General features: G+C 60.9%; 12 protein-coding genes. 5 read left to right on the top strand and 7 right to left on the bottom strand.

Annotated features, from left to right (window positions below):
• Nucleotides 1–27 precede the first annotated feature (27 nt).
• The 3 genes from ACFUOZ_RS02820 to ACFUOZ_RS02830 all read left to right on the top strand — a co-directional run bounded on the left by ACFUOZ_RS02820 (nt 28) and on the right by ACFUOZ_RS02830 (nt 3,634).
• Entirely contained in the window at nt 28–816 is a 789-nt protein-coding gene (locus tag ACFUOZ_RS02820) for a c-type cytochrome (protein WP_377544558.1), read from the top strand.
• 96 nt (nt 817–912) lie between these two features.
• Complete coding sequence (locus ACFUOZ_RS02825) at nt 913–1,983, top strand: Rieske 2Fe-2S domain-containing protein (protein ID WP_363931876.1); 1,071 nt, start codon at nt 913–915, stop codon at nt 1,981–1,983.
• Complete coding sequence (locus tag ACFUOZ_RS02830) at nt 1,961–3,634, top strand: cytochrome bc complex cytochrome b subunit (protein ID WP_377544561.1); 1,674 nt, start codon at nt 1,961–1,963, stop codon at nt 3,632–3,634. Before ACFUOZ_RS02825 ends, ACFUOZ_RS02830 begins: the two co-directional genes overlap by 23 nt.
• A 69-nt stretch (nt 3,635–3,703) precedes the next feature.
• Here ACFUOZ_RS02830 and ACFUOZ_RS02835 read toward each other — a convergent pair whose 3' ends face one another.
• Nucleotides 3,704–4,492, bottom strand: coding sequence for a GntR family transcriptional regulator (locus ACFUOZ_RS02835; RefSeq protein ID WP_377544563.1), 789 nt, complete (start codon nt 4,490–4,492; stop codon nt 3,704–3,706).
• Between the two features lie 155 nt (nt 4,493–4,647).
• On the opposite strand from ACFUOZ_RS02835, the gene ACFUOZ_RS02840 reads away from it, so the two are divergent.
• Entirely contained in the window at nt 4,648–4,941 is a 294-nt protein-coding gene (locus ACFUOZ_RS02840) for an HPr family phosphocarrier protein (RefSeq protein WP_377544565.1), read from the top strand.
• A 109-nt stretch (nt 4,942–5,050) separates the two neighbouring features.
• Here ACFUOZ_RS02840 and ACFUOZ_RS02845 read toward each other — a convergent pair whose 3' ends face one another.
• The 5 genes from ACFUOZ_RS02845 to ACFUOZ_RS02865 form a co-directional block, all read right to left on the bottom strand.
• Nucleotides 5,051–5,452: a cytochrome c oxidase subunit 4 gene (locus ACFUOZ_RS02845; RefSeq protein ID WP_377544567.1), complete on the bottom strand. Its 402-nt coding sequence runs from the start codon at nt 5,450–5,452 to the stop codon at nt 5,051–5,053.
• A complete protein-coding gene (gene ctaD / locus ACFUOZ_RS02850; protein ID WP_018777684.1) occupies nt 5,449–7,170 on the bottom strand; it encodes a cytochrome c oxidase subunit I in 1,722 nt (573 codons plus the stop codon). The genes ACFUOZ_RS02845 and ctaD overlap by 4 nt, the downstream gene beginning before the upstream one ends.
• Nucleotides 7,171–7,180: 10 nt before the next feature.
• Nucleotides 7,181–8,050 carry a cytochrome c oxidase subunit II gene (gene coxB / locus ACFUOZ_RS02855; RefSeq protein WP_377544570.1) on the bottom strand — a complete coding sequence of 290 codons (870 nt, stop codon included), beginning with the start codon at nt 8,048–8,050 and terminating at the stop codon, nt 7,181–7,183.
• A 183-nt stretch (nt 8,051–8,233) separates the two neighbouring features.
• Nucleotides 8,234–8,623 (bottom strand): iron-sulfur cluster assembly accessory protein, encoded by a 390-nt coding sequence (locus ACFUOZ_RS02860; RefSeq protein WP_144658885.1) that lies wholly within the window; start codon nt 8,621–8,623, stop codon nt 8,234–8,236.
• A 199-nt stretch (nt 8,624–8,822) separates the two neighbouring features.
• Complete coding sequence (locus ACFUOZ_RS02865; RefSeq protein ID WP_377544572.1) at nt 8,823–10,256, bottom strand: dipeptidase; 1,434 nt, start codon at nt 10,254–10,256, stop codon at nt 8,823–8,825.
• Between the two features lie 115 nt (nt 10,257–10,371).
• Here ACFUOZ_RS02865 and ACFUOZ_RS02870 point away from each other — a divergent pair, with 115 nt between their 5' ends.
• Nucleotides 10,372–10,965, top strand: coding sequence for a DUF3043 domain-containing protein (locus ACFUOZ_RS02870; RefSeq protein ID WP_377544574.1), 594 nt, complete (start codon nt 10,372–10,374; stop codon nt 10,963–10,965).
• 65 nt (nt 10,966–11,030) lie between these two features.
• Here ACFUOZ_RS02870 and ACFUOZ_RS02875 read toward each other — a convergent pair whose 3' ends face one another.
• Complete coding sequence (locus ACFUOZ_RS02875; RefSeq protein WP_377544576.1) at nt 11,031–12,110, bottom strand: quinone-dependent dihydroorotate dehydrogenase; 1,080 nt, start codon at nt 12,108–12,110, stop codon at nt 11,031–11,033.
• Nucleotides 12,111–12,128 lie beyond the last annotated feature (18 nt).

Raw genomic sequence — 12,128 nt, forward strand, 5'->3', positions numbered from 1 at the left:
CGCAGGATCGAATAAAGGAACCACCACGTGAAGGCACTCTCGCAGAAGCGACGTCACCCATTGGCAGCAATTGCGCTGCTGTTGATGGGCCTCCTCCTCACTGGTGGGCTGTACGCCGTTGCCACATCTGTCAACCAGGCCAAGGCCGACACCACCAGCTACAGCGCCAGTGACGTAGAACAGGGCGGCAAGCTTTTCGCCGCCAACTGCGCCACGTGCCATGGCATGGGTGCCAGCGGAACCCAGGACGGCCCCTCGCTGGTCGGCGTGGGCGCTGCCGCGGTTGACTTCCAGGTTGGTACCGGCCGTATGCCCATGCAGATGAACGGCCCGCAGGCCCAGAAGAAGCCCGTCCAGTTCAACGACGAGCAGACCAAACAGCTTTCGGCCTACGTCGCATCCCTCGGTGCAGGCCCGGCCATCCCGGAGGAGCACCTCCTCGACGGCAAGGGTGACGCTGCCAAGGGCGGGGAGCTCTTCCGCGTCAACTGCGCAATGTGCCACAACGCAGCTGCAGCCGGCGGCGCGCTCACCCGGGGCAAGTTCGCTCCGGCTCTCGCGGACGTCACCTCCCAGCACATCTATGAAGCAATGGCCACAGGTCCCCAGAACATGCCCGTCTTCAGCGACTCGAACGTCACTCCTGAAGACAAGCGCGACATCATCACCTTCCTGAAGACCATTGAAGCCAATGGTTCACCGGGTGGTGCGGACCTCGGATCCCTGGGCCCGGTTTCCGAAGGCCTGTTTGTTTGGGTCGCCGGCTTGGGCGTCATCATCGCATTCACGATCTGGCTGACGTCACGTACGTCCTGATCTGTACACACCAAAACTTCTGCTGCACTGTCAGCAGTTTGAAACTGAAAACAACTCGGCCCCGGTCGAGACAACGAGAGAAGGATGAGGCGAATTATGGGCAACCATAGTGACGGCAGTCCGAACCACTCGGGCACCGTAGCTACGGCTGGTCAGAATGAGGTGGAGAAGTTCCAGGATCCTGGACTCCCTCCGCATCGTTTGCGCCTGGCTGACACGGACCCGGTAGCCGCAAAGCGTGCCGAGCGTCAGGTAGCCATTCTGTTTGGCACCTCTGTCATCGGAACGCTGGTCTTCCTGGTGGCGTACTTCGCCATTGACCTTGGCGACGACACCACCATTGCAACGATCCGCACGCAGAACCTCCTTCTGGGTCTCGGTACCGCTTTTGCGATGCTGGGTATCGGCACCGGCATCGTGCACTGGGCCAAGGCCCTGATGCCCGACCACGAAGTGTCCGAAGAGCGCCACGCTATCCGCACGGAAGAGGATCGCCAGGCAGCAGTGCGCATCGTCGACGACATCGTCGAGGAAACCGGCATCAAGCGCCGTCCGCTGATCCGCAACACCCTTCTTGGTGCAGTCGCTTTGGCTCCCCTGCCTGCTCTCGCCATTTTTGGCGACTTGGGTCCGCGTCCGGACAAGGCTCTTGCACACACCATGTGGGCTCCGGAAGGTGGCAAGCTTAAGCGCCTCACCCGTGACCCTGACGGCACCCCCATCAAGGCTTCGGATGTCACCATCGGATCCGCCTTCCACGTCATCCCCGAAGGCCTCAACGAGCTCCACGAGGGCAAGTTGAACGAAAAGGCCAAGGCTGTTGTCCTTTTGATGCGCCTGGACCCGAACTCGCTGAACCCCTCCGAGGGCCGTGAAAACTGGAGCTACAACGGTATCGTTGCCTACTCCAAGATCTGCACGCACGTCGGTTGCCCTGTTGCTCTCTACGAGCAGCAGACGCACCACCTTCTGTGCCCCTGCCACCAGTCCACCTTTGACCTCACGCAGGAATGCAAGGTCATTTTCGGGCCGGCAAGCCGTCCGCTTCCGCAGCTGCCCATCGCAGTTGACGCAGAAGGCTACCTCGTCGCTACCAGCGACTTCAGAGAACCTGTAGGACCGAGTTACTGGGAGCGTGACGAGCATGAGCGCCTCATCAACAGCTGAAGCCCCCTTCGTTCCGAAGACCAAAGTTGGTAGTTTCACCAACTTCGTAGACGAGCGCGTGGGCGGCTCCGGAATCCTTCGTGAGTTCGGCCGGAAGGTCTTCCCCGACCACTGGTCGTTCATGTTCGGTGAGGTGGCGCTTTACTCCTTCGTCATCCTGCTGATGTCGGGAACCTTCCTGACCTTCTTCTTCGACCCGTCCATGGCGGAAACCCACTATCAGGGTTCCTACACGCCGTTGTACAACGTCGAAATGTCTGTTGCCTACAGCTCATCGCTGAATATCTCCTTCGATGTCCGCGGCGGACTGTTCATGCGTCAGGTGCACCACTGGGCAGCATTGCTGTTCGTGGCCTCACTCGGTGTCCACATGCTGCGAGTCTTCTTCACGGGTGCTTTCCGTAAGCCCCGCGAAATGAACTGGGTTGTCGGTGGCGTACTGCTGATCCTGGCCATGGCTGCAGGCTTCACCGGCTACTCACTCCCCGATGACCTGCTCTCCGGCAACGGTCTGCGAATCATCGACGGCGTGATCAAATCCATTCCGGTCATCGGAACCTACATCTCCTTCTTCCTCTTCGGTGGGGAGTTCCCGGGAACGGCCATCATCGGCCGTCTGTATGTACTGCACATCCTGCTTGTACCCGCGCTGATCCTCCTGATGATCGTGATCCACCTCTTCATGGTGGTTGTGCACAAGCACACCCAGTACCCGGGGCCGGGCCGCAATGACGGCAACGTCGTCGGTTACCCCCTTGGTCCGGTTTATGCGGCAAAGGCCGGCGGCTTCTTCTTCATCGTGTTCGGTGTCCTGGCGCTCATGGCAGCAGCCTTTACCATCAACCCGATCTGGAACTATGGTCCTTACGACCCCTCCCCTGTTTCCGCAGGCACCCAGCCTGACTGGTACATCGGATTCGTTGACGGCGCACTTCGCCTCATGCCTGGCGTCGTCAATGACTTCCACTTCGAATGGGTTGTCTTCGGGTACACGCTGACGCTGAACGTGCTTCTTCCGGCCCTTGTACCGGCAGGAATCATCTTCACCGTTCTGTTCACTTACCCGTGGATCGAACGCTGGGTGACCAAGGACAACCGGGAACACCACGTCCTCGACCGTCCCCGCAATGCCCCCACGCGTACGGCCATCGGCGTAGCAGGCTTCACCTGGTACTGCGTCATGTGGGCCGCTGCAGGTTCGGACCTCATCGCCACCCACTTCCACGTGTCCCTGAACGACGTGACGTACTGGCTGCGGACCTTGTTCTTCATCGGCCCGGTCATCGCTTTCATCGTTACCAAGCGCATCGCACTGGCTCTCCAGCGCAAGGATCGGGAAATCGCCCTCCACGGCCGCGAAACCGGACGTATCGTACGTCTCCCGCACGGTGAGTTCATCGAGGTCCACGCTCCGTTGGACGAATACAAGCGCTACAAGCTTGTTGGCTTCGAGTCACCGGCTCCCCTGCCGGCACAGCCGAACGAACATGGCGTTGTGACCCGTAAGGAAAAGCGCCGTGCAGCGCTGTCCCGCTGGTTCTTCGAAGACCGCGTTGCTCCGGCAACTCCCGCGGAACTCGAAGCAGCCCACTCGCATGGCCACCACGAGGCCATCGCAGCTGGCGACGAACAGAAGAGCCTGAGCCACTAACAGGCCAGGCCTCAACGAAAAGAGGGGCACAGTCCACATGGACTGTGCCCCTCTTTTCGTTGCCTCGCGCTACTGCGACCGGTACCCCGAGGCGTAGTTGCGTGTTGGACGAACACCAGGCCGCTGAAGCGGAATCCACAGCTTGTATCTGTCGGCACGGTAATAGGACACCGAATAGTCAACCATGGCACGGGCCACAAACGCGTGGCGCTGTATCTTCAGGAGCGGCGAGCCAACGTCGACATTGAGCAGCCTGGCAGTCGATGGCGAGGCGGCTGTGGCTTCGATCATGTCTTCGCCCCACTCCATGACCAGGCCGTATCGTTCGCTCAGGACGTTGTACAGGGACGTGGGCGGCGCATCGTCGAGAAACCCCGGCACCCGATGAGCCGGGATAAAGTTCTCATCCACGCTCATAGGCTCGTTATCGGCCAGCAAAAGCCTCCGGAACCGCACCAGTGGCGTGCCTTCGTCGAGCTGGAGTTCGCGCGCCAGAAAGGCGCTGGCAGCGATCTGTTCGAAGCTGAGTACCTTGGCGGCGGGGACCATGCCACGACGCTGCATTTCTTCGCTGTAGGACGTCAGCTTGACCTGCAGGTCAAGCTTCGGCTTCCTGACAAAAGTTCCCAAACCCACGACACGCTCGATGACTTCCTCACCGACCAGGGCGTCGATTGCCTGGCGGACCGTCATGCGGGCGAGTCCGAAACGCTCCGATAGATCCCGCTCGGAAGGCAGGGCCGATCCGGGCGGACAAGACTGGGCGATGAACGCCCGGAGTATTTCACGGAGCTGGATGTAGATGGGCGTAGTGCTGGACCGGTCAATCTCGCCGGCAATGCTTGCTGCGTCAGCCACGACGGATATCCAGCTTGTAAGTCATGTTTCAAGCATAATTCAGACGCAGCACAGGTCTAGACCAGCCAATGACCAAGTTGTTTTGCGCTGCATACAGGGGGCTACTCTTGTATGGATCATTTACGGCGGGGAACCGCCCTAGCTAAGGAGCTGGATTGCCGCAGCACAAAGCCCTTGTTGCCGCTGAGATCGGCCTGCATGCCCGGGCAGCAGCAGTCTTCGTCCGCGCTGTCACGGAGACCGGACTACCTGTAACCATCCGAAAGAATGGCGGCCAAGCAGTGGACGCCCGCTCGCTGCTCGAAGTCATGACGGAAGACTTCGAACACGGCTGCGAGGTCTTCCTGGAGGTCGCCCCTGAGGCCCTGACGGACCAGCAAACCATCTCCGAGGCCCGGAGTGCCCTCGTCGCTCTCTCCTCCGTCCTGGAGGCCCCAGAGGCCCGATGATCGGCCAAACGGGGACATCGGTGTCCCCGGCGTCGATGAATCACAAGTGAATTAAACAAAAAATGGGCCCCACCTTTCGGTGGGGCCCATCGTTTTTCGCTGCTATGTCCTAGTGGGCGTGGTCGCCGCGGCTGTACTCAAAGACCCAGCCAACGAGTGCCACGAGCGCAAGGCCACCGGCCACGTACGTGACCCAGAAACCAACCGCCAGGCCGAGGAACCCTCCAGCACAGGCCAGACCGAGTACCAGAGGCCACCAGCTCCAGGGGCTGAAGTGTCCCTGCTCGCCGGCGCCTTCGTGGATTTCGGCGTCGGGGCGGTCCTCCGGGCGCAACCCGATTCGCTTGCCGGTGAAGCCAAGGTAGGCACCGATCATGCCAGCCAGGCCACCCACCAACAGGATGCCGAGCACGCCGACCCACTCAGACCATTCGGTCAGGAAGCCGTAAGCGATGGCTACTGGCACGAAGAAGAAGACTCCGGCTCCGAAGAGCCACGATTCAATTTTCATTTGCTGACGTCCCTCTGGTCGGCGTTACCCAAGACTGCTGCTGCGGGTGACGGAGCCTCGGCGGTATGCACCTGGGCCAACTCCGGGTGGTGAAGGTCCAAGGCCGGGCGTTCGGAGCGGATACGGGGCAGGGAGGTGAAGTTATGGCGCGGCGGCGGGCAGGAGGTTGCCCATTCCAGCGAAGCACCAAAGCCCCAAGGGTCATCCACTTCAACCTTCTTGTTGCTGCGCCATGTGATGTAGACGTTCCAGAAGAACGGCAAGAGTGATGCACCCAGGACGAAGGAAGAGATGGTGGAGAACTGGTTCATCCACGTGAAGTTATCCTGCGGCATGTAGTCGGCGTAACGGCGCGGCATACCTTCTACGCCCAGCCAGTGCTGGATAAGGAACGTGCCGTGGAAACCGAGGAACAGCAGCCAGAAGTGGATCTTTCCGAGTCGTTCGTTCAGCATCTTGCCAGTCCACTTGGGCCACCAGAAGTAGAAGCCCGCGAACATTGCGAACACGACCGTGCCGAAGACCACGTAGTGGAAGTGGGCCACCACGAAGTAGGAGTCGGAAACGTGGAAGTCCAGCGGCGGTGAAGCCAGGATGATGCCCGTCAAACCACCGAAGAGGAAGGTCACCAGGAAGCCGATGCTCCAAAGCATGGGTGTCTCAAAGGTGATGGACCCCTGCCACAGCGTACCGATCCAGTTGAAGAACTTCACGCCCGTAGGTACTGCGATGAGCATGGTCATGAAGGCGAAGAACGGCAGCAGAACCGAGCCGGTGACGTACATGTGGTGTGCCCACACCGTCACTGAGAGAGCAGCAATGGCAATGGTTGCGTAAACCAGGCCTTTGTAACCGAAGATCGGCTTACGGCTGAAGACCGGGAAGATCTCGGAGACGATACCGAAGAACGGGAGGGCGATGATGTACACCTCGGGGTGGCCAAAGAACCAGAACAGGTGCTGCCAGAGGACGGCACCGCCGTTTTCGGGATCAAAGATGTGCGCACCGAAGCGGCGGTCTGCGCCAAGGGCAAACAGTGCTGCAGCCAGCGGCGGGAATGCCATGAGCACCAGGATTGCCGTCACCAGCGTGTTCCAGGTGAAGATCGGCATACGCCACATGGTCATGCCCGGGGCACGCATGCAGATGATGGTGGTGATGAAGTTGACGGCACCAAGGATGGTTCCGAAACCGGAGAGCGCGAGTCCGAAGACCCACAAGTCTCCACCGACGCCTGGACTGAATGTCGTGTTCGACAACGGCGCGTAGGCGAACCAACCAAAGCTTGCCGCACCCTGCGGGGTGATGAAGCCGGAGACTGCAATGGTGGAGCCGAAGAGGAAGAACCAGAAAGCCAAGGCGTTCAGACGGGGGAACGCAACGTCCGGTGCACCGATCTGCAACGGCATGATCACGTTGGCGAAGCCAGCAAACAGAGGCGTCGCGAACATGAGCAGCATCACGGTGCCGTGCATGGTGAACATCTGGTTGTACTGCTCTTTGGTCTGCAGGATCTGCATACCGGGCTCGAACAGTTCTGCACGGATCAGCAGCGCCATGACGCCACCGAGGCAGAAGAACACGAAGGACGCGATCAGGTACATGTACCCGATGGTCTTGTGGTCCGTGGAGGTGATCCAGTTGACGACTATGCGTCCCTTGGACTTAGGAACTACGGGAGCCTCGAGGGTCCCGGCGGATTGAGTGTAAGTAGCCACGTCGCTCCCCTTACTTTTCGTTCAGGTTCGGATTGCGGTCATATTCCGCACCGAGCAGGCCCGTGTTGCCATCCTGGCGGAGCTTGTCCATGTGGGCCTTGAACTCAGACTCGGAGACAACCTTGACGCGGAAAAGCATTTCGGAGTGGTATTCACCGCAAAGTTCAGCACACTTGCCATCGAAGGTGCCTTCCTTCGTCGGAGTGAACCGGATGTAGTTGGTCTTGCCCGGGATCATGTCGCGCTTCTGGAGGAACGCGGGGACCCAGAAAGAGTGGATGACATCGCGGGAGTTCAGTTCCAGGTCAACTGACTTGTTGACCGGCAGGTACAGCGTGGGAAGCAGCTCCTTGTCGACCTCGTTGCCGGTCAGGTGAGCCTGGACACCGGCCTCGTGGAGGTCCTCGGAGATGACCTGGCCCTGCTTGTAGTTGAAGTCCCATGCCCACTGCTTGCCGCGGACGTCAACAACGACGTCGGCCGGCTGCGACCGGTCATCGATGGCGCGCTGGTCCTGGTCGGTGAAGTAGAAGAACACCAGAACCATGAACAGCGGGATGGTCAAGTAGAAGACCTCGAGCGGCAGGTTGTAGCTGAGCTGCTTGGGAAATCCCGTGGTGCCCTTGCGGCGACGGTAAGCAATGATGCACCAGACCAGGAGGCCCCACGTGATGATACCGACTGCCAAAGCGGCGATCCATGAGTTGACCCAGAGGTCCATGATCCGGTCAGTGTGGTTGGTGGTGCCGCGCTCTGTAGGCAGCCAACCCTTCTCTACCTCTGGTGAACATCCGGTCAAAACCAACGCGCCGGCGAGTGCCAAGCCAGTGATCGAGGTGATCTTTATGCGTCGGCTGCCGGTTCGGTTCTGCGAACTCACAGACGGCCCTTCCTCTTGTTGCTGTCTCCCGGCAGGCCGAAGGCTCACCGGGCACACTAAAAGTTTTACTACCCGATGTAGAGCTTACCGCTATCAGGCGGTTTTCGCGCACATGTCAGCGCCGTGGCTCCGGATGCGTTTAAAGCGGACCGGAGTGGCGCCGACATGCGGCGATGGCTCACATCAGTGGAACGAATCACCGCAGGCGCAAGACCCGCCGGCGTTCGGGTTGTCAATGGTGAAGCCCTGCTTCGAGATGGTGTCCTCAAAGTCGATGCTTGCACCGCTGAGGTAAGGGACACTCATCTTGTCCACGATGACCTCAACGCCGTCATAGTCCCGCACAGCGTCTCCGTCGAGCATCCGCTCGTCGAAGTAGAGCTGGTAGATCAAGCCGGAGCAGCCGCCGGGCTGGACTGCAACGCGCAGCCGAAGGTCGGTGCGCCCTTCCTGCTCGAGGAGGCTGCGGACCTTGCCTGCCGCCACGTCCGTCAGATTGACTTCGTGCGTGGGCAGTTCGTCGTTGGCGACGACCTGTGTTCCGGTGCTGTTTTCGTTGGTTGCAGTGCTCATTGGCCTACCTTCTTATGAAGCTTCTGGCGGCGACGCCGGAACGCCGCCTGCCCTTACCCAATTACATACGGGTTACAGCTAATGCTACGTCGCGCAGACGCTTAGCTATAACTCCTGACGTAACCACGGACAGCATTTCGTTGTTCCCGGGCGGGCTCCCGGCGTCGTTTGAAGACGGTGCCGCCGGGAGCCCGAATTGCTAGGCCCCGAGTCCTTCAGCGTTCAGCCGGGCAAGCATCAGGGCTTCGGCCAGCACGGCATGGCGGAAGTCGCCAATGTGCAAGGATTCGTTGGCGCTGTGCGCACGGGAGTCAGGGTCCTCCACACCCGTCACCAAGATCTGCACGTCCGGATACATTTCCGTGAGGTCGGCGATGAACGGGATGGATCCACCGATTCCCATCTCCACGGGCTGAACTCCCCACGACTCCTCCAAAGCCCACAAAGCCACCCTTGCAGCCGCGGAAGTTGTGTCCGTGGCAAAAGCGTTCCCCCGCTCCCCCGGCGTGAAGGTCACCCTCGCACCGAAGGGTGCGTTCGATTCGACATGCTTCTTCAGGGCGTCCATCGCTGCCTGGGGGTCCTGGCCGGGGGCAAGGCGCATGCTGAACTTGGCCCGGGCCGAAGGAATCAAGGTATTGGAGGCCACATCCACAGCCGGGACGTCCATGCCGATAATGGACAACGCCGGCTTGGTCCATAGGCGCGAACCTATGCTCCCGCTCCCGGCCAGCCGGACGCCGTCGAGCACTGACGCATCAGCGCGGTACTCCGCTTCGGTGAGGTCCACCGCCACGTCATCACGGGCCACCAACCCGGCGACCGCAACGTTGCCGTCGTCGTCGTGGAGGGTCGCTATCAATCGCGAAAGAAGCGTGGGGGCGTCAAGGACCGGTCCGCCAAACATGCCCGAGTGGACGGCATGGTCCAAAACCCGGACTTCGAACGTTCCATCCACCAAACCGCGAAGGCTGGTGGTCAATGCCGGTATGCCAACCTTCCAGTTGCTCGAGTCGGCTACAACGATCACATCTGCGCGCAAGAGCTCCTGGTGTTCTTCCAGGAACGTGCGGAATGTGGGCGAACCTGCTTCCTCCTCACCTTCGAAGAAGAAGGTGACGCCAAGACCCAGGTCATCACCGAGGACCTTGCTGACAGCGCTGTAGGCTGCCAGGTGCGCCATGATGCCGGCTTTGTCGTCAGCGGCTCCGCGACCATAAAGGCGGCCGTCCCGTTCCCCCGCCACAAACGGTTCGGAATTCCACAGAGCCCGGTCCCCCGGCGGCTGTACGTCGTGGTGGGCGTACAGGAGGATGGAGGGTTTTCCTTCCGCAGCTGGACGACGCGCGACGACGGCAGGACCTCCGGGGGTACCGTCGGCTTTGTTGCACCTCAGGATCCGGACGTCAGTCATCCCGGTTGCCTTGACCAACGAAGAGACGGCCTCGGCGCTTCGATCAAGTTCCTTGGGGTCGAAACTCGCCCACGCAATGCCTGGAATGGAGACAAGGTCCCGCAGGGAATCCAGGGTGGAGTTGAAAGACTCGTCAACTGCCCTGGTCAGTGCCTCGACCGGGATGTCGCCGGAGTACCGTTGCTTGTTCTGCGGGGTGTCCGCATGTGCTGAAGTCATGGCCCACACTTTACCTCCGGGTCGCAGGCCGTCACGGGATGCCGGACCAAGCAGCGAAGACCCATCGCCGTGGACGACGTAACGTACGCCACCCCGCTGAGGGTATTCTGTAGGGGTGTTCGGACGTAAAAAGGAAGAGCCCAGCGCTCAGTCAGTAGTAGACCAGGCCTACGCCACCGCCCCGGGGCCGGGGGCCGGCAAGGGCACCCCTACGCCCAAGCGGAAAGACCAGGAAGCGGCCCGGAAGCGCCCCCTGGTGCCCACCGACCGTAAGGCCTCGAAAGCGGCAGAGCGGGTGGCCATCCAGGACCAGCGACTGAAGATGCGACAGGCACTGGATACCGGCGATGAGAAATACCTCCCCTTGCGGGACAAAGGTCCTCAGAAGCGGTACGTCCGTGACTATGTCGACGCACGTTTCAGCCTGGGCGAATACCTGATGTTCGGCGCTTTGCTGTTTGTCGTCATTTCGCTCATCATTCCGCCGACCAGCGCCGGAATCAGCTACGTCCTCGTGGGCTTCTGGATCATGTTCCTCGCGGTCTTCGTGGACGTTTTCATTCTTTCCCGCAAGCTTCGCAAGCAGTTGACCTCAAAGTTCGGCGAGGTTGAGCGCGGATCCATCTGGTACGGCTGCATGCGTGCCCTCCAGTTCCGCAAGCTTCGCCTGCCCAAGCCGCAAGTGAAGCGCGGCCAATACCCGGCCTAGGCGACCCCACCATCCAACAAGAAGACCCCGGACCACTGGTCCGGGGTCTTCTGCTGTAAGAGGCTTTAGCGGGACGCCCGCTGCCGCAGCTTGACCAGGCCCTTGTTGATACGCGAAACCCAGAACGGACCCTCGTACAGGAAAGCCGTGTATCCCTGCACCAGCGTTGCGCCGGCCTCGAGGCGATCCTGCACGTCGCGCGGTGTTTCGACGCCGCCAACAGCAATCAGGACGAGCTGATCGCCCACGGCATCCTTGAGCCGGCGGAGGACCTCCAGGGATCGCTGCTTGAGCGGAGCACCCGACAAACCACCGGCCCCAAGAGCCTCCACCTTGGCAGGATCAGAGCTGAGACCGGCCCTGGAAATCGTGGTGTTGGTCGCGATGATTCCGTCAAGCTTCAAATCCAGCGCGAGGCGGGCGACGTCGTCAACGTCTTCATCGGACAAGTCGGGCGCAATCTTTACGAGCAAAGGAACGTGCCGTCCGGCAGCCTCGTCGGCGGCGTCCCCAACGGCCCGAAGCAGCGGACGCAGCGTTTCAACATTCTGCAGCAAACGCAGGCCCGGCGTGTTCGGGGAGCTGACGTTCACCACCAAATAGTCCGCGGCGGGAGCCAGGCTGCGGGCACTGACGAGGTAGTCTGCCGTGGCGTCGTCAAGGTCCACGTTTTTGGTCTTGCCGATGTTGACGCCGATGATCGGCCGCGTCTGCGGGTACAGCCTCTGCAAAGCAGCCCGTGCGGACTTGAGCCGCGGCGCGACCGCAGCGGCGCCGTCGTTGTTGAATCCCATGCGGTTGACGACGGCCCGGTCTTCGATAAGGCGGAACAGCCGCGGCTTGTCGTTGCCGGGCTGGGCCTGGCCGGTGATGGTGCCGACTTCGACGTGGCCGAAGCCAAGGTCGGCCAAGGCCTCAATGCCATGGCCTTCTTTGTCGAAACCGGCCGCCAGCCCGAAAGGCGATGGGAAAGTGAGGCCGAAAGCCTCCGTCCTCAAAGAGGCATCCGGGGCTGTCAGCCGAGCCAGAATCCGACCGGCACCGGTACGGTGCGCCGTCCGGATTGCCTGGAAACCGATCTTGTGGGCTTTCTCGGCATCCATCCAGGAGAAGGCCAACTTGAAGAATGTGGGGTAAACACGCATGCTCCTAGTTTTGCCGGT

This window comes from Paenarthrobacter sp. NPDC057355 (genome assembly GCF_042667405.1).
Taxonomy (GTDB): Bacteria; Actinomycetota; Actinomycetes; order Actinomycetales; family Micrococcaceae; genus Arthrobacter.